This is a genomic window from Armatimonadota bacterium (assembly GCA_023511795.1).
GTDB lineage: Bacteria > Armatimonadota > UBA5829 > DTJY01 > DTJY01 > JAIMAU01.
Map to the genome: position 1 here is coordinate 1 of JAIMAU010000029.1, position 18,442 is coordinate 18,442.

Genomic DNA, 18,442 nt, shown 5'->3' on the forward strand with positions numbered 1-18,442 from the left:
CTCGAAAGGCGTGGGACAGCATTATGCGAATATTGATTACCGGAGCCGCCGGTATGCTTGGCAATGACCTTCAAAAGGTCCTTGGAGGCGAAAACGAACTAATTTTGACTGATATAGTTGGCGATTTCATTCCGTTAGACATAACAGATACCCAAAACGTTAGAGATATGCTCTTCAAAGTACGTCCGGACCTTGTAATTCATTCTGCAGCATATACCGATGTTGATGGGTGCGAGCGAGAGCCAGAAAAAGCATATCGCATAAACTCATTTGGGACGTGGAATGTCGCTGCAGGATGCGAGGCTATCAAAATACCAATTATTTATATAAGTACTGATTTTGTCTTTGACGGTGAAAAGGGCGAGCCTTATTATGAGTTTGACACGCCAAATCCTTTAAGCCACTATGGCAAATCGAAATATGCAGGAGAATTGTATGTAAGTTCACTATGCTCAAAATATTACATTATTAGAACCGCCTGGCTTTACGGCGAAAATGGAAAAAATTTCCCGCGCACTATGCTTACCTTGGCGAAAACTAGAAAAGAACTGACGGTTGTGGATGACCAGGTTGGTTCGCCCACGTTTACATATGATTTAGCACTTAAAATTAGGGAGCTTGTTCAATCTCCACTTTATGGCGTTTATCATGTTACAAATAAGGGTTTGTGTTCATGGTTCGAATTTGCAAAAACAACGCTTGCACTTGCGGGTATTACTGATGTAGAAGTTAAACCGATTAAGTCTTCCGAATGGCCGAGTCCAACAGAACGTCCAAAATATTCTGTTCTGAAGCACTGGGCGCTTGAAATGCAAGGAATGGACGACCTTCGTCATTGGGAAGAAGCGCTCGAAGATTTCATAAAGCGGATTTCAAATGGATTATAGTGAGACACTGAACTTGCCGAGGACCGATTTTCCGATGCGGGCCAATCTTCCAAAGCTCGAACCAGAAATTCGCCAGTTTTGGGAGAAGTGCGACATCTACAAGAAATCGTTGGAAAAGCCCGCACATAAGGGAGAGTTCATACTTCATGATGGGCCTCCATATTCAAACGGCCACATTCATATGGGCCATGCGCTCAATAAGATTCTAAAAGATATCGTTATCAAGTACAAAACAATGGCCGGCTACCGATGCCCATTTGTTCCAGGTTGGGATAACCATGGAATGCCGATTGAAGCTGAAGTATTCAAAGAGTTCAAAAAACGAGGTAAAAAACCAGAACGCCTTGAAATTAGGCAGAGATGCCGAGAGTATGCATCCGAGTGGGTTAATATTCAGCGTGAGGAGTTTATACAACTTGGGGTCCGCGCTGACTGGAAAAACCCATACCTTACTATGTCCACCGAGTATGAAGCCACAATCGTGAAAGTTTTTGCTGAATTGGCGTTGGGTGGGTACATATATCGAGATTTAAAACCAATTTATTGGTGCACCAATTGTGAAACTGCTCTTGCAGAGGCAGAAATTGAATATCGAATGCATGTTTCGCCCTCAATTTATGTGCGTTTTCCCCTTAAATCTGATGCTAATGGTATATTTTCTAATCTTCCAGTAGACCATTGTTTTGCTTTGATTTGGACAACAACCCCTTGGACAATCCCTGCAAATGTTGCTTTAGCGGTGCATCCAAATTACAGTTATGTGATAGTGCGCGTAGGCGAAGACTATTACTTACTTTGCGAGAATCTTCTTGAGAGAGTTTCCGCTACAATTGGATTCCAAGATTATCAAATCATTAGCATTGCAAAAGGAACAGAACTGGAGGGCACTGTCTTCGCACACCCAATTTTTGATAGAGATTCTATTGTCGTACTTGCCGACTATGTCAAGTTGACGGAGGGAACAGGGATAGTTCATATTGCACCAGGACATGGGCGTGAAGACTTTGATACTGGACGAGAATACGGCCTTCCAGTGTTAAATCCAGTTGATGATGCTGGCCGCTTTACAGAAGAAGCTGGCATATTCGCTGGCTTAACCATCGAGGAGGGAAACCGAAAAATTATAGAAGAACTGGAGCAAAGAGGACAGCTATTAGCTCACTCAGAGGTTGAACATAGTTACCCCCATTGCTGGCGCTGTCACAAGCCAGTAATATTCCGCACTACAGTGCAGTGGTTTCTTAACCTAGAACACAATAACCTGCGCAATAAGATTATTGACTCCATCGAAACAATAAAGTGGTTCCCTGCAGAAAGTATTAACCGCATCACAGCAATGATTGAAAATTCGCCTGATTGGTGCATTTCTAGGCAACGCGCATGGGGTGTAGGAATTCCTGTCTTTTACTGTGCGTCTTGTGGGAAAGAAATAATGACCCAGGAATCTCTGAATGCTGTTTATGAGTTAGTAAAAGCCAATGGGTCAGACGCTTGGTTTACAAAAGAGCCGTCGGAAATTCTCCCAGATGATTTTTGTTGTCCGAACTGCGGTGGGATGTCATTCAATAAGGAAACCGACATCTTAGATGTTTGGTTTGACTCAGGATCGTCATGCCGTGCGGTTCTTGAAACTCGTCCTGAACTCCATTATCCGGCAGATATGTATCTTGAAGGTTCCGACCAACATCGGGGGTGGTTTAACAAGTCGCTTGTAATAGGCATCTCTACGAAAGGCATATCGCCCTTCCGTGAATGTGTAACAAATGGGTGGATGCTTGATGAACATGGCCGTACAATGCACAAGTCGCTAGGCAATGTGATTGCCCCTGGGGAAATCACAAGCCAAAATGGTGCAGATGTGCTCCGCCTTTGGGTCTCTTCAACGAATTATTTCGAAGATGTAAGACTCGGAAAAGAAATTCTCAAGCGTGTAAGTGATGAATATCGCAGAATTCGAAATACTTTTCGCTTTCTTCTTGCTAATCTATACGATTTTAACCCTGCATCCGACAAAGTAGCCGATTCGGAATTATTAGAGATTGACAGGTGGGCACTTTATCGCCTTCAATGCCTTATTCGTGAAGTAACGGGCGCTTATGAATCTTATGAATTTCATCGCGTGTATCACTCAGTACGCAATTTTGCTGCAGTTGATTTAAGCTCATTTTATCTTGATGTGTTGAAGGACAGGCTTTATACGTCATCGCCAAAATCTGTTGAGCGAAGGTCAGCACAAACAGCATTTTATACTATACTCTCCTCAATGGTACGCATTATGGCTCCGATTTTGAGTCATACAGCTGAGGAAGTTTGGAAATTTATGCCTGGAGAGAAGGAAATTAGCGTACTTTTGGAAGAATTCCCAATGGTTAACGAGCGGTATGTGAATGAGGACCTCGCTAGACGTTGGGAGAAACTTCTTAACATACGCGACCAGGTCTTCAAAGCTATTGAAGAAGCGCGGACGGCTGGCGTGATAGTAAAGCCTCTTGAGGCTGCTGTGAATCTAGCTGCGCCGCCTGAACTTTATGATTTTCTAGTTGACTATGTGGAGCAACTTCCTTCGATTTTTATCGTTTCACAAGTGAAGGTCGAACAATCCAAAGATAAGAAGCTGGAAATCCAAGTAAGCCCAGCACCAGGTAAAAAGTGTGAGCGATGTTGGTTAGTAGTCCCGGGGGTAGGGGAGCATCCTATCCATCCAACGCTTTGCGCTCGTTGTGCCGAGGTTGTTACAAGGGTATACTAAATTGCATTGATTTAGCGGAGGAAGGATTTCGAAATTTTGGTGTTTTTTGTAGTCCATTCTCCGTATTTATAAGGGGGAAATAAATGCAAAAATCTATTGATAATGAAAAATTCAGGAAAAGACTTATCGAAGAGCGTGAGCGTATTCGCAAGGAAATAGAAGAAATCGAACGCGATATAGGCTATTACGACACTGAAATTGGACATTCGGAACTAGCAGATTATGACAATCACCCTGCAGATGCAGGTTCTGATACATTTGAAAAGGAAAAAGATATCGCCCTATTAGATAACTATAAAGATATACTCGGAAAAATTGATGAGGCATTGGGCAAGCTTGACCGGGGCACTTATGGAATATGCGACCGGTGTGGAAGAAGGATTGCTGAAGGTCGCCTGGAGATAATCCCATATGCTATCTACTGTGTAGAATGCCAAGATATTATAGAGGGTCAGTGACAAGAAGATTATTTTATACGATAGCGCTCACAGTGGCATTTATCGACCAATCTACAAAGATGCTTGTTTCCAGCCATCTTCGGCCTGGCAATTCAATTCCAATAATAGACGGTGTTGTACTTATCGAACCAACTCGCAACCCAGGTGGCGCATTTGGCATTTTTCAAGCATATGGAGGAATTATAACTTTTCTAACCGCCCTGGCAATTATTGCAATCCTCGTTGCTAGCCGTCGAGACCTTGTATTGCCACGAATTGCGTGGATCGCGCTGGCTTTGCAACTTGGCGGGGCATTTGGAAACTTAATAGATAGAATACGCTTAGGTTATGTTTTAGATTTCATCAACTTTCAAGTATGGCCTGTGTTTAATTTCGCAGACGCCGCAATTACAATTGGTGTTGTCTTGCTTTTGTGCTACGTAATTTTCGGCGATAAATTTTACGCACGCAGTGCGTCTTAACAGCCAACGGAGAATTAACCATTGCGCTCGGTTCTTTTTCAAATCGGCCCAATACCCATTCGCTCCTATGGCCTCATGCTCTGGCTAGCCCTTGTAGTTGGCCTTTTTTGGACTATTAGAGCATCCAAAAAAACCAACATTAAGTCTGAGCATGTTGTTGACATTGCTCTCTATGGCTTAATTGTAGGCATAATTTTCGCACATATTTCATCTATTTTACTGGATTTGCGATATTACTTAAGCAATCCATCGGAGATAACTAATCTTTGGAGCGAGATATTTTCACCATCCGGTGGTTTACGCGGATTGTCGTTCCATGGGGGCCTTGTTGGCGGGATAATTTCGACTTTCGTTTATACTAGGCGGAAAAAGCTTAATTTTCTCGCAGTGGCTGATTTGTTTTCGCCAGCTCTTGCGCTCGGATATGCTATTACAAGAATTGGATGTCTTCTAAATGGCTGTTGCTATGGCATACCGACGAAGCTTCCCTGGGCTCTGCAATTTCACATAGGGCCACCATCTGAAGGCTTAACTCCGCCTAGCCACCCAACACAAATTTATGCTACAATCGCCAATCTTGTAATTTTTGCATTTCTCATAGCCATCGAGAAAAATCGGAAGTTTAATGGCCAAGTATTCTCAAGTTATCTGGCTATGTATTCAGTCTACCGATTTTTAATTGAATTCCTGAGGCGCGGTGTCACTGCTCAGGTTTGGCTTGCTGGCTTAACCCAGGCCCAGTGGGTAAGCCTTATTATTCTTATTATAACTATTCCTATTCTAGCATCAAAAGTTAAGGAACCAAAACCCAAAAATCAAAAAGCTAAAATCCGAAATGGAGGTTAATCTCCGTTGCCGGAACTTATTGTATCTCCAGAAGACGCGAGATTGCGATTAGATGTCTTCCTTGCACTTCATGAGCCGTCAATTACAAGGTCTGCATTTGAGCGCCTTATTGTCGAAGGTCGCGTTACAATAAACGGATTACCAACGCGGCCCGCACGCAAAGTACGAGCTGGCGATGTAATAGCTTATTCTCTTCCACCACCTAAGCCTGCAAAAATAAAAGCAGAGGAAATCCCTATCGATGTCGTCTATGAAGACTCCGACTTAATAGTTGTAAATAAACCCAAGGGAATGGTTACGCATCCTGCGCCTGGACGTGAGGAGGGCACGCTAGTAAATGCACTTCTTGCACACTGCAAAGGCCTCTCACAAATCGGGGGAGTAGAACGCCCTGGAATAGTACACAGATTAGACAAAGACACCTCCGGCCTTATGGTTGTTGCCAAGAATGATATGGCATACCACAGTCTTCAAAAGCAAATTCAAGCTCGTACAGCAATAAGAAAGTATCTAGCTCTTGTTTGGGGCGATCCAAAATTCGAAAGCGCAGTAGTTGATGCTCCAATTGGACGACACCCTGTTGATAGGAAAAAGATGGCAGTAATCGAATCCTCAACCCTTAGGGCGCGCATTGCGATAACAGACTTTCATGTCTTGGAACGTTTTGGACTGTTTGCGCTTGTTGAAGCAAGTCTCCGAACAGGGCGAACTCACCAAGTTAGAGTTCATTCAGCATACATTGGCCATCCAGTTGTTGGAGATCCCGTATACTCCGGCAAACGACGTGTTCAATCGGGCTCAAAGGAGTTCATTTCATGCGTAAATCGAATGATTGACGGTCTACAAGGTCAAGCTCTTCATGCGTATTACCTAAGCTTTGACCATCCTAGAACAAACAAGCGTCTCGAATTTACGTCTGAGGTGCCGGTTGTAATGCGAAGTCTGATTGAATATCTTAGGGAGAATATATCAAGCACCATGGAACGCGAATAAAGGTAGCTATTTATTGCTAAACCTTTCTTAGAGCTTTTGTGATTAGCAATGATACAAATTAGAGTAGGGGACATTGCGAATATGCGGAAGCCGCATCCTTGCGGGAGCAAGGAATGGCTAGTTACGCGCATTGGGGTAGATATCGGGATGAAATGCCTCAAATGCGGCAGACGAGTGATGCTACCGCGCGAGGAATTTGAACGTCGTGTTAAAACCCTTCGCCCAGGTTAAGATTATTAACTAAGATAGCTAAGCGGCTTTAGGTATTTTTTTCTGAGATGTTTCAAGCTCAACCCAAGCAAAATCAATAAGTTCCTCAGCGCTTGCAGCTTCATCTGGATAAATAGCAGTACCAAACTCTACATCAAACGTCATAGAACCGCGCGTCCGATGGATATCAAATTTCACCATTTTTATCGCATTCCTTACTCGCTCACAAACTTGGCTTGCCTGCTCGCCAGTATAAGGCATTATTAGCCCAAAGACTTTATCATCCATTCGACCGATTATGTCGCATTTTCTGACATTATCAGCAATGATGCGAGCAATGCTGTATAATGCATCATCACGATGCATGCTTCCTGCAAGCTCCCCATATTTGTCAAGGTCTCTTACTGCAAGAAGCGCAAAGCTTAGCTTCGACTTGTTCCGAGCTGACCGGATAACTTCCTCTGCAAGTCGTTGTTCCATATAACTTTTTGTATATATTCCAGTTACAGCATCGGTGATAGCACTTTCCTCTGGGCTTTCCTGGCGACGGCCAGCCAGTTGCAATTGCATTTGCATTTCCTTAATCTCTTCCGTAGTTAGTATTCGCTTTAGCTTTCGAGTTCCATTGCGAAGAATATGCGAAACGTAATTGCAGGATATGCCAAGCTTCTTCGCAATCTCAGTTTGGCTCAAACCATTGTAGAAGAATTCCTGAATGACCTTCTGTTCGATTAGTTTGAGCTTGTTCATTGCCATTCCCAATACAACCCTATCTTCAACCGGAAGTTGAAAAGTTGTGAAGTCCTCATCCTTTACCTTTTCTACATCTACCGCAGCACCAGATTCCTCATCGCGGTCATAATCAAGCGATGCAACTTTGAATATTTCTCGTGTCGTAAGGAGCTCTGCGACGCTTTCCTCAGGAAGATGCATAACACGACCTATTTCTGCTTCGGTTGGCTGGCGGCCAAGCTCTTGGTAAAGAGAATCAATCACTCGCGCCATTTTATGATTCAGTTCCTGAAGCCAGGCCGGCTCCTTTATTATCTTTCCTCTATCCCGAAGCGCATGCTTGATTTGGCCAATTATGAAATGTGTGGCATAGGTCGAGAACTTCACTCCTTTTTTGGCATCATAGAGGTCGGTGGCGGTGATTAAGCCGATGTAGCCCTCTTGTATCAGATCCTCAAGGGGCTCACCTGACCCTGAGAACCTGCGTGCGATGCTCTCGACCAGGTTTTTGTACTGGAGGACAACCTTGTCTCGTATTCTTATGTCCTTGGTAGCAGCGTACTTCGCTAATAGTTTATTAATTTGCTCGTCTGATAATCTATTGGTAGCCATGATTTTTGCCATTTTTATAGTACTTCCGAAATTTTTAAAGCATTATGAAATTACCTATTGTTTGCAACAAAGCATCTGCGATTGGGAGCCCTCCTGAGGGCTCCCAATCAACCATGTATACCTAGCCTATCGAGCTTACTAGCTTGAAAATTGGACCCATTACCGAAATTGCAATGAAACCAACTACCACACCCATAAATACAATAAGTAGCGGCTCAATCAAAGAAGTAAGTCCCTTGATTGAAGCATCAACCTCTTTGTCATAGAATTCTGATACCTTAACAAGCATATCGCTAAGGCGACCAGTTTCTTCGCCTACGTCAATCATATGCGTAACCATTGTAGGAAAAACGCCGCTTGCTTCTAACGGCTGGCTTATTTTCTGACCTTCACGAACACTTTCGCGTGCTGTTTCAACTGACTTTGCAATAACAGCATTGCCCGATGTTTCACCAACGATTTCAAGCGCTCTCATCATTGGAACGCCACTGCTCACAAGTGTGCCAAAGGTCCTAGCAAACCGTGAAATAGCCATTTTCTGGACAATTTCTCCAATTATTGGCAGCTTTAGCTTAAGATTATCAATCAAGTATCTGCCCTCGGGCTTAGAGTTGAGAATACGAAAAGTAACTATAACACCGATAATGAGCCCTACTGGTACATACCAGTATGTTTTGAGAATAGTACTCATATCGAATAGAATGCGTGTAGCTGGTGGCATCTCGACGTTCATGCTAATAAAAATTTCTTTAAACTTTGGAAGAACAAATGTAAACAGAGCACAAATCAAGAGCATGGAAAATAAAAGAACAATGATTGGGTACATCATTGCCGACTTGATTTTCGTACGAATTTCCATTTCAGTTTCCAGGAAGGTGGATAGCCTATTTAGAATTTCATCCAAAATACCGCCTAGTTCTGCCGCCCTAATCATGTTCACATAAAGCTTGGAAAACACATACGGATGTTTTGCGAATGCATCTGTAAGGCTCATGCCGCTTTTAACATCATTCATAGCCTGAGCAATCACAGGTTTCAGAACAGGATCTTTACTTTGATTTTCAAGTATATCCAGGCACCTAACAATGTTAATTCCTGCATCTATCATTGTTGCAAACTGGCGACTAAAAATGGCAATTGCATTTAGCTTTACCTTTTTATGCTGAAACAAACGGAAGCCAGAATCTTTCTTCTCCGATATGTTAGTGACATGATAATGCTGGTCTTGCAACTTGGATAATGCAAGCTGCTGGTTGTCTGCTTCTATTTTTCCTTTGATTGATTTTCCAGTCGAATCAACCGCTGTGTAGACAAATGTTGGCATATTGTACAGCCTCCCTTACTTATTTGGAAACAGATTATTTTGAGCCATTAAGCATGCGAGAAAAATTCTCCTGATCAAGTGCCCGATTAAGTGCCTCCTCGTAGCTTATTAAACCTGCACGGTGTGCGTCAGCAAGAATTCGATCCATCGTGCGCATGCCCTGTTGGCTACTAGTTTCCATTATGGAATATATTTGGTGTGTTTTTCCTTCTCGAATTAGATTGCGTATAGCCGGATTGGCTACCATTATCTCAACAGCTGCAAATCTTCCCCCACCTAGCTTTGGAATAAGTTGCTGGGCAATTACTGCTTCAATTGTGTTTGAAAGTTGAACCTTTATTTGGTCTTGCTGGTGCGCTGGAAACACGTCAACAACTCTGTCAATCGTTTGTGGCGCGTTTCTTGTATGGAGAGTTCCGAAAACAAGATGGCCTGTTTCTGCAAGCGTGAGTGCTGATGCAATGGTCTCTAGGTCTCGCATTTCGCCAATCAGAATAACGTCAGGGTCTTCTCGCAACACAGCCCGAAGAGCATTGTCAAAAGAATCAGTGTCAGAATTCAGTTCACGCTGATTTATCATACTCTTCTTATGGCTGTGTAGATATTCAATCGGATCTTCAATTGTCATTATGTGGCAATTGCGAGAATTGTTGATGTGGTCAATCATGGTAGCAATTGTCGTTGACTTTCCGCTACCAGTTGGACCAGTCACAAGTATTAATCCACTATGCTTGAGTGCAAGTTCTTTTAGTATGAGCGGGAGCCCCAATTCCTCCATGCTTGGAACCTTGCTTGGGATAGCTCTCATGGCGGCGCCAATTGAACCTCTTTGGCGATAAACATTGACCCTAAAGCGGCCGATATCCTTGACACCATATGAAAAATCAAGCTCCTTAGTTTTTTCGAACCACTGGATTTGCTCGTTGTTTAGGATATCATATACCAGCCGCTGGGTATCTCTTGGCGTAAGCGGCATATAATCTGTAGGAACGAGCTTACCATCCATACGAATCATAGGGGGCAAGCCTACAGACAGATGGAGATCCGAAGCACCTTGTTCTGCGGTATATCTCAATAGATCATCAAGGTGCAGGTCTGCCACGGACTTTTTGCCACCAATTGGTGCTTCAGCTTCAGATTTTCCTAGTGGTTCCAGGAGGTCTGTTTCTATCATTCCGTTCTCCCTTTCTCTAGATTGATTCAGCCAGCCTATTTCTATCCAGCATATATGACTCGAAGTGACTCCTCCAGCGTTGTAAGGCCAAGCAGAATCTTTTCCATAGCATCATCTTTTAGCGTTTTCATACCAGCCTCAATTGCGGCTTCCTTAATGGCATAGGATGATGACTTGGCAAGTATTAAATCCCTAATCTTATCGGTGATGGGCATTAGCTCATATATGCCTATACGACCCTTATAGCCTGTGCCTTTGCAATGATCACAACCCTTCCCCCGATAGAAAGTGACGTCAGAGTTTTCGTCAACATTCATTCCAAGCCGCCTAATAGCGTCTCTGGGCGGAGTATACATTTCTTTGCATTTGGGACATATAGTTCTCAACAGCCTCTGCGCTAGCACACCAATCACAGCAGAAGCAATCAAGAATGACTCTACTCCCATATCTAAAAGTCTCGTAATGGCGCCAGGCGCATCATTTGTGTGTAATGTGGCAAGTACTAAATGTCCCGTCAAAGCAGCTTCGATTGCTATCATGGCTGTTTCTTGGTCTCGAATTTCGCCAACCATTATTATGTCAGGGTCTTGACGGAGCATTGTCCGCAATCCACTTGCAAAGGTTAATCCTGCTTTTACGTTAACTTGTGTCTGAGTTATTCCCTCAAGTTCGTATTCAACAGGGTCTTCAATTGTTAAAATGTTCTTCTCACCGGAATTTAGCTTATTCAAAACAGAATAAAGAGTTGTCGACTTGCCACTTCCTGTTGGCCCAGTAACCAATATGATGCCGTATGTTCGGCTTATAATAGACTCAAACATTTCCAGGGTTTCCGGAAGAAAACCCAGCTTGTTTAGACCTAGTAGGACCGAGTTTTTGTCTAATACCCTTAGAACGACTTTCTCACCGTAAACACTTGGAAGGGTAGACACGCGAAAATCATAGTGCTTCCCATCCACAATCGCACTGATGCGTCCATCCTGAGGCGCCCGCTTTTCTGCAATATCCATATTTGCCATGATCTTCAGCCTTGAGATTAAAGACGCCTGCGCTTTCTTTGGCACTATCAATCCATCGTGTAGAATGCCATCAATTCGATAGCGTACCCTCAATGAATTCTTACCTGGCTCAATATGGATATCGCTACATTTATCTTGTATGCCTCTTGTTAGAATAAGATTGGCCAGCCGAACTACCGGAGCTTCTTCGCTAAGTTCACGAAGCTCCTCAATACTAACTTCTTCCTCTGTGGCTTCACGTTCCGCTACCGCAATATTTGTCGTTTCCATATCATCAATCAGCTCACTTACGGCTTCAGTCGGCGACTTAATAGTGCCATAGTGCTGACTGATGGCGTTCATTATATCTTCTTCGGTAGCTATTACAGGCTCCACCTCAAGCCCTGTAATTAGGCGAACTTCATCTGTCGCAAAGATGTCGAGGGGGTTTTTCATTGCCAGGGTAAGCTTGCCATTTTCCCTGGCAATTGGCAAAATTTTGTACCTTCGCGCAATTTCTTGGGAAATCAACTTAATCGCTTCAGGCTCAGGAGTGCGCTCGGTAAGATCAACATAAGGCACACCCCAATGGATTCCCAGGCACTTAACCTTGTCGCGTTCAGAGATGAGCCCCATACTTACGAGCACATCACCGATTGTTTCTCGGTTACCCAATTGGCGCTGCTTTTCAATAGCCTGATTAAGTTGTTCTTCCGTTATAAGTTTTGCGTTTACGAATATTGCGCCGATAGACTTTCTTTGCACGAGGAAAACTCCCCACCACCGAAGTTTATTTGGGCGGGCGTATCATTGCAAACCCGCCCACAGCTCTTAAAAGTTACCAATCCTAACAGTCTGCTAGATAGTCGTTATTTGCCGAATGAAAACATCTATGCTATTTGCTTGCACCAACAATTTTTGGAGTAATAAACATCATTATCTCTGAGCGTATCTTCTCATTATGCTTATTCTTAAATAACCCACCAATTATTGGTAGATCGCTGAGGAATGGTATTCCTGTCATGCGCTCGCGGTCTTCTTCGGTTATGAGACCACCGATGACAATTGTTTCCCCATCCTTCACTCGAACTGTGCTGTCTATAAATCTACGTGAAATCTCGGGAAGGAGAAGGTCAGCTGGCGTCCTCAAGAAGCTTTTAATCACGCTAGCCTCTGGGTGAAGGTCCATGGTGATATAGCCATCCGAGCTTACCCTGCTAACTACGTGAAGTTGGACACCAACCCTTGCTGTCTCAGTGGTAACATTTATACCTGTTGTAGTAACCTGAACACTAACGACGTACTTTATCTCATCTCCTATAAAGATGCTTGCTGGCTTCCCATCGAGTGCGAGAACATTAGGATTTGCCAATACTTTAGCCTTACCATCATCCACAAGAGCGTTTATGGTCGCTATTATCTCCATTGGCGAGCGCTGGAAATGACCAAGCACGACTGGTGGCTCTTGACCAACGTCGTTAACGTGTCTTTCATTAAATGAAACTTTACTCCATTCCCATTCGATACCAAGATCCTTAGCAAATTCGTTGCGTATGTCTACAACCTTCGCTTCGATTAGAATTTGCGGCTGTTGGACATCAACCTTTGCAAGAAATTCCTTTGCCTTGTTAATCTCTTCAGGGGTACCTGTTATAAGCAGGGTCTTAGGTGGAGCTTCCTTCTTTGGTTGTGCATTCTGACCGGCTGAGCCTCCTTCAGATGTGTTACCCATCACCAATGCGCTTGGCTTCTCAAGGTCAAAGCCTTGGTTTGGGCCTATCACAACCTTAACTCCCGGCACACAAGATTGCAGAAGAGCCGCTAACTCATTAATGTCAGCATACTTTACCTCATATACTTCCATAACCGAGGTTTGAGCCTTATCTGCTAGTGATTGTTCAACCTGGTCAACAAATGCCTTAGCAGCTTTTACTTCGCCAGCAGGACCTGTCAAAACAAGGACAACATTGGTCTTGGGAGCATCCTTATCGAGACTCTTGCTGGTCGTTGCTTTTACAGCAGCAAACTGGGTCTCAAGCATTTTGGTGACCATATCACTATCAGCGTACTTTAAGACCACAACTTCGGTAACTTTTTCATCACCGAAACTAGCACCGCCTGCCGCGAGTGCCTTCAAATTCTCCGCGGTTCCAACCACATAAGCACCTTCTACTTGGGCGTATTTGTAGCCACTGAGGTTTGCCACGAGTTTTAGAGCCTCTTCCACGGTGACATTGCTAAGAGCAACTGTTACTTCTCCCTTAACATCAGGACTTGCCACAATGTTTACACCGCTTTCAGTCGATAGCGCTTTCAAAACGTCATGAATATCCGTGCCAACGAAATCAAGTGTGATTCGCTTGGCTGGCTTATTAGCATCCACTGTGGCCGCAGCAACGACGGCATTTGACACCCCGATGGGTGCAGTACTGGCAACTAGTATTGGCTTACTTTCAATAACCGTGGGTTCAAGCTCAGCAACTGGTGCTGAGGCTACCAAGGTAATTGGCGCATTTAACTGCGCTTCCGCAGACACTTTAGGCTTTAGGCTAAAAACATCAGAAGCAGAGCTATTTGGCAAGATCGGTTTGACTTCAGCTTCAGGAGCTGAAAGAGTGATTATTGGTTTGGCCGTTGCATTGGTTTTATTCGCCACAAGCTTAGTTAAAGCTGTAGCTTTGGTAGAAGAATCAATAGCCGGCTTCTTCACAGCATTATTAGTCTTGAAGATTGTAATTACTGCCGCACGCCTGCCATTAGAGTAATTTACAGAATATTTTAATTTTCGACTTGTAGATACAACTATTCGGACAATGGGTGGCGAATTTTTGTACCAACCACACTTTACAGTCTTGATATCGCCATCATTAACAACAAATTGCCTCATTACATGTTTGCCAAGATATCCGTTAAGGTCGAAGAACAAGTGTTGCTGCTTCACCCAGCCGCTGTGAATTGTCATTGGTCGCGAAGCACTGATATTAATCTGAACAGAGTCTGCTAGCTCGGCAACCTGGACTTTTTCGAATACTTGTTTTCCAGCGTAAGCTGGGATAGTCCATAACAATATGAGAACCAAAGCGATAAAGGTCCTAAAGAATGTTGCGGCATACTTATGCCTGTGCCCCTTTGTTATTTTCATTGTTACCTCCTAAATGTAGAAAGAATGTTTTACCGTTGTAGGCAATTTTTACGCCTGCTCGAGAAATGGAAACTACATTAAACTTTCCTTCAATCTTTTGGCCCTCGCGGACTATGTATCGAGTGTTGTTTGGCCCGCGGATTATTGCAACATTAATAGAGCCTTCAATAACACCCGTAAGCCTAAGTTCTGGAGGGAGATCCTTTTCCTCTTCTCCCGTCATATTAGTCTGGCCGCTGCTTATGCCACTACCGTAATTGGCGTTAATCGCTAGCGGCGGCATTATTTGAATTGGTGGCTTTGTATCGCTATTGAACAAAGGTGGCAGATTAGCCCTCAAGACAGGGTTTTTCTTTTCGCCGAAACTGGGTTGCTCTATTTTGGGCAGCGTCTGGGGTGCAAATGGGTCACGAGCATCAAAGCTTTGTGACTCTGCAAGCACAGACGATTCCTCTGCACCTTTAATCTGAACTTCTGTTTGTTCAGTTCCAGTAGACTGCTCTTTTGTCTGCGCTAGTCTTTCTTTTTGGGGTGGAGCAGCTTGTGTGCCTACGCCTATCACACGATAAACACCAAATCCTATAACTAACGCGACAAGGCAGCACAATACAATAAGCTGCTTTTTCTGTCCCTCTTCAATTTTCATATCTTACCTCCGCTATGTGCTCTGAGAAGCCTTTTTGACTTCATTTGGTTTAGCCAACGACTTTATTGGTTCATCCTTAAGAATGAAGGCTGTTGTATTTAGCTTGACGGATAACACGGGGGAGCCACGGTCTGGCTGATTGGGTATCCCCGCTGGGCTAGCTTGAAAACTATTAACCCTGACTATTTTTGGAAATGCTGTTATCTTATAAAGAAACCGGACAACATCCCAATACTTGCCGTGAATTTCAATGTCAATGTCTAACTTGTCATATGGTTCTTCTTTTGGCTTGACCTCTTTTTTATCTTCACCCTCAGAGGTAGAAGGCATAACTGCTGCAGGTTGGGATATAATTGGTCTAACGCCAACAACCTTTAGGTTGACATTCTTTCCCAGTTCCTCTAGCTGACGTAGTAGGGTGGGAACATACGCTCTTGTAGAAACTCCCTGTTCAAGGCATGCAAGTTTCATCTGTGCGTCTGTATATTCGACCTCAACCCTATTAAGGCGTTTTGCAATTTTTTCACTGTTTTCAAGCGCTTCTTGCTTCTTGCTTACTTCCGTCTGTATCTTGTCCAAAACGCTTGATCTATTCCAATATCCTAGCCCTGACGCAACAAATACTAAGCCTGCACCAACTATCAACCCTATGAGCAAAGTCCTGGAGGGTTTAATTTTTAACATTGATTACTCTCCCTCCTTTATCTGAGTTATAGGCGTTTATAACAGCGGCAATTTCAAATTCCAATCCTTCATATTCGTTTGAGTTTGCTTTTTGCGTGTAGCTTAAATCAACCTTAGAGAACTCTGGGAATCTATTGAGCCTAAGCATTGTTTCTCCTACAAGTCTTTGGCTTGCAGATGTACCTTTTAGTTTCATTGTCGGTGTGCTCTCTTTTTTAGTTTGTTCCGACTGACCTTCAGAGCCACTAGGAGGAGTAGGTTTGGTAGTAGTTACGCTACAAAGCCATGTACTCTGGGGTACGCTACGTGCAAGATCTTGGAGAACTGTATACCAGAGCAATGTTTGCTCTCTTGATTCTGCCAATAGATCTAGACGGGGCTCTAATTTTTTAATCTCTCTTTCATAATATTGTATTCTGTCAACGGTTGGCTGAATTCTTTTCAAATCATTGTTCAGCTCTGCCAGCTTTACATTCGATGCATGAATTCGCGCTGTCATGAAACTAAAAACACCTACTGCGAACAGAATTTCGCAGAAAAGAATGAGTGTTACAATTCGAATCTGCTTTTCCAGCCGTTTTCTTTCTGCCCTGCGGGCAGCAATCATATTGATAGAGGGCATAAGCAATTCCTTCCTTTTTCGTGTCCCTCAAAACTCCCGCTCGACCCACGGGTTAGCATTACGCCGCATTTTTAAGTGCAGCTGGTGCTATCTCTTTAATGGCAAGCCCAAACGCAACTGTGAGCAATGGTATGTCTTCTGCACTCAGTTCAGTCGGGTAGACCGATGTGTCAATCATACGACTCAACGCAGGATTACCAATAGTTACAGGAACGTTAAGTCGAGATGTGGTATATGCTCCGAGACCCTTCAGCCGCGATGTACCTCCAGTCAATACTAGTTCATCAAAAGACATCTCCGGCGAGCCATCGGGAAGTTGAGATTGGTAATAGTTTATTGACCTACGAATCTCTCTGAGTAATTCATCGACAAGGGGTTGAACGACCCTTAATACTGGATCTTCGGTAACCCCATCCGCTTTAAGTATTTCACTCAGATCTACAGCATACTTTACTTGCTCAGCCTCATCATCTGTGCAATTTTTTACGTTTTTGATAGCGTTTGTAAGGCTAGAACCTGCAATCGGTATGTTTCGTGAAAGAGCAAGCGAGCCTTTTGATACGAGGTTTATTTCCGTGTGGCTTGCGCCCATATCTAGAATTGCTATGTTTTTCTCCATTATGCTAAAATCAGGGTTTTGTTCAACTAAGGCACGGAGAACGGCAAATGCTTCAACATCTACTGCGAGAGGTTCAAGACCAGCTTCCTCAAGCGTTGCTACTTTGCTTTCCACCATTGCCCTTGGCGCAGCCACTAATATAACGTCCATCTGCTCATCTTCTGCATCACCAACAATCTCAAACTCTACTACGCTTTCATCAACCGAAGCTGAAATATACTTGCTTGCTTCAAAATAAATTGTCTTTCTCAGAGCTGCTTCAGTCATTTTTGGCATCTTGACATGGCGCACAATTACACCAGGCCCAGCAATTGCCGCCAAAGCAGCAGAAGCCTTAATTCCGGCAGAACGCATAGCAAACTGAATTGCCCCAGCTACCTCTTTAACATCAGTAACAACTCCTTCTCTTATTGAGTTCAAAGGAGTTGGGCAGATTGTAACGTTTGATATGTGTGCTCCCTGCCTGGTTGGCTCGGCATAGACGATTTTGATGCTACTGCTGCCGACATCCACCCCGACAACGCCTTCTTTTGATAACAAACCAGAGAATATCACCAGGATGCCTCCTTCAATTGGCTAATTATTGGTTTGCCGCGGAGGGATAATTGTGGCCCTTTATCCGGGCCCTATGGACACGGAGAAAAACATAGAAGATTGTGCCCCACAAGCAGACCTGCCCCTCCATCTGCTTATCCTGTACTTAATTATTGACTCTCAACCGTTAAATATAGAGGGCATTTTCAAAAATTCACGCACAACTACGAGGTAATACCAACAGGACCTTGACTAGGGAGAGGTAGGTTATTACAATATAGAAAATATTGTTGCACAAAAGCTATTTTGTTGGCGTGGAGAAAAACAATGGAAAAAAAGGCGAGAGATAAACAACCAAAAGTTAGCAGAGAAACAAAGGAACAAAAGACTGAGGAAGTTTATTGCATTCCGTGGTGGCGTGACTGGCGACAAGTGCTCTTGGGCATTATCGTTTTGATATGGGCTGTATCACTCGTCAGCGTAACTATTTACGATGCAACACATCCGCCAACCCAAGAAGAGCTACTTCAAAGGTAGACTAAGAGTTTGAAACGCCAACGGCGCTCACTTCAACGCTTTCATATCCGTGGCATTAAGAATCCAAATGCCGTCATTACAAGGAAAGCTAGCACGGCTAGAAGCAAACCAATTTGCTTGCTAAGGTTGAACGGCCAATATACGCAGACCGCGTATACGATTATGCCTCATAATAAACCAATGAAAATTCCACTGATAATGCGCATTTGTTGCG

At 43.7% G+C, this 18,442-nt stretch carries 18 protein-coding genes; 9 read left to right on the plus strand and 9 right to left on the minus strand.

Annotated features, from left to right (window positions below; all coding sequences use genetic code 11):
- Window positions 1-23: 23 nt before the first annotated feature.
- The 7 genes from rfbD to K6T99_12760 all read left to right on the plus strand — a co-directional run bounded on the left by rfbD (window position 24) and on the right by K6T99_12760 (window position 6,625).
- Window positions 24-887: a dTDP-4-dehydrorhamnose reductase gene (gene rfbD / locus K6T99_12730; GenBank protein ID MCL6520684.1), complete on the plus strand. Its 864-nt coding sequence runs from the start codon at window positions 24-26 to the stop codon at window positions 885-887.
- Entirely contained in the window at window positions 877-3,636 is a 2,760-nt protein-coding gene (ileS, locus tag K6T99_12735; GenBank protein MCL6520685.1) for an isoleucine--tRNA ligase, read from the plus strand. The genes rfbD and ileS overlap by 11 nt, the downstream gene beginning before the upstream one ends.
- An 83-nt stretch (window positions 3,637-3,719) precedes the next feature.
- A complete protein-coding gene (locus K6T99_12740; GenBank protein ID MCL6520686.1) occupies window positions 3,720-4,094 on the plus strand; it encodes a TraR/DksA C4-type zinc finger protein in 375 nt (124 codons plus the stop codon).
- Window positions 4,091-4,555: a signal peptidase II gene (gene lspA / locus K6T99_12745; GenBank protein ID MCL6520687.1), complete on the plus strand. Its 465-nt coding sequence runs from the start codon at window positions 4,091-4,093 to the stop codon at window positions 4,553-4,555. Before K6T99_12740 ends, lspA begins: the two co-directional genes overlap by 4 nt.
- Window positions 4,556-4,576: 21 nt before the next feature.
- Window positions 4,577-5,401, plus strand: coding sequence for a prolipoprotein diacylglyceryl transferase (gene lgt / locus K6T99_12750; GenBank protein ID MCL6520688.1), 825 nt, complete (start codon window positions 4,577-4,579; stop codon window positions 5,399-5,401).
- A 6-nt stretch (window positions 5,402-5,407) separates the two neighbouring features.
- Window positions 5,408-6,394 (plus strand): RluA family pseudouridine synthase, encoded by a 987-nt coding sequence (locus K6T99_12755; protein ID MCL6520689.1) that lies wholly within the window; start codon window positions 5,408-5,410, stop codon window positions 6,392-6,394.
- Window positions 6,395-6,442: 48 nt separating this feature from the next.
- A complete protein-coding gene (locus K6T99_12760; GenBank protein MCL6520690.1) occupies window positions 6,443-6,625 on the plus strand; it encodes a DUF951 domain-containing protein in 183 nt (60 codons plus the stop codon).
- A gap of 18 nt (window positions 6,626-6,643) precedes the next feature.
- On the opposite strand, the gene K6T99_12765 is transcribed toward K6T99_12760, so the two are convergent.
- The 9 genes from K6T99_12765 to pilM form a co-directional block, all read right to left on the minus strand.
- Window positions 6,644-7,960, minus strand: coding sequence for a sigma-70 family RNA polymerase sigma factor (locus tag K6T99_12765; protein ID MCL6520691.1), 1,317 nt, complete (start codon window positions 7,958-7,960; stop codon window positions 6,644-6,646).
- Window positions 7,961-8,069: 109 nt separating this feature from the next.
- Window positions 8,070-9,272 (minus strand): type II secretion system F family protein, encoded by a 1,203-nt coding sequence (locus K6T99_12770; GenBank protein ID MCL6520692.1) that lies wholly within the window; start codon window positions 9,270-9,272, stop codon window positions 8,070-8,072.
- Window positions 9,273-9,306: 34 nt separating this feature from the next.
- On the minus strand, window positions 9,307-10,365 hold the full coding sequence (locus K6T99_12775) for a type IV pilus twitching motility protein PilT (protein ID MCL6520693.1): 1,059 nt from the start codon (window positions 10,363-10,365) through the stop codon (window positions 9,307-9,309).
- 122 nt (window positions 10,366-10,487) lie between these two features.
- Window positions 10,488-12,209 carry a type II secretion system ATPase GspE gene (gene gspE, locus K6T99_12780; GenBank protein ID MCL6520694.1) on the minus strand — a complete coding sequence of 574 codons (1,722 nt, stop codon included), beginning with the start codon at window positions 12,207-12,209 and terminating at the stop codon, window positions 10,488-10,490.
- Window positions 12,210-12,339: 130 nt separating this feature from the next.
- Window positions 12,340-14,586: a hypothetical protein gene (locus K6T99_12785; GenBank protein MCL6520695.1), complete on the minus strand. Its 2,247-nt coding sequence runs from the start codon at window positions 14,584-14,586 to the stop codon at window positions 12,340-12,342.
- Entirely contained in the window at window positions 14,558-15,232 is a 675-nt protein-coding gene (locus K6T99_12790) for a hypothetical protein (protein MCL6520696.1), read from the minus strand. Before K6T99_12790 ends, K6T99_12785 begins: the two co-directional genes overlap by 29 nt.
- 12 nt (window positions 15,233-15,244) lie before the next feature.
- Entirely contained in the window at window positions 15,245-15,916 is a 672-nt protein-coding gene (locus K6T99_12795) for a type 4a pilus biogenesis protein PilO (GenBank protein ID MCL6520697.1), read from the minus strand.
- Entirely contained in the window at window positions 15,903-16,415 is a 513-nt protein-coding gene (locus tag K6T99_12800) for a PilN domain-containing protein (GenBank protein ID MCL6520698.1), read from the minus strand. Before K6T99_12800 ends, K6T99_12795 begins: the two co-directional genes overlap by 14 nt.
- A gap of 181 nt (window positions 16,416-16,596) precedes the next feature.
- Complete coding sequence (gene pilM, locus K6T99_12805) at window positions 16,597-17,712, minus strand: type IV pilus assembly protein PilM (GenBank protein ID MCL6520699.1); 1,116 nt, start codon at window positions 17,710-17,712, stop codon at window positions 16,597-16,599.
- A gap of 306 nt (window positions 17,713-18,018) precedes the next feature.
- On the opposite strand from pilM, the gene K6T99_12810 reads away from it, so the two are divergent.
- Together K6T99_12810 and K6T99_12815 are read left to right on the plus strand one after the other, a co-directional pair.
- A complete protein-coding gene (locus tag K6T99_12810; protein MCL6520700.1) occupies window positions 18,019-18,228 on the plus strand; it encodes a hypothetical protein in 210 nt (69 codons plus the stop codon).
- 9 nt (window positions 18,229-18,237) lie between these two features.
- Window positions 18,238-18,442 (plus strand): hypothetical protein (locus tag K6T99_12815; protein ID MCL6520701.1); only part of this gene is annotated, 205 nt, incomplete at its 3' end.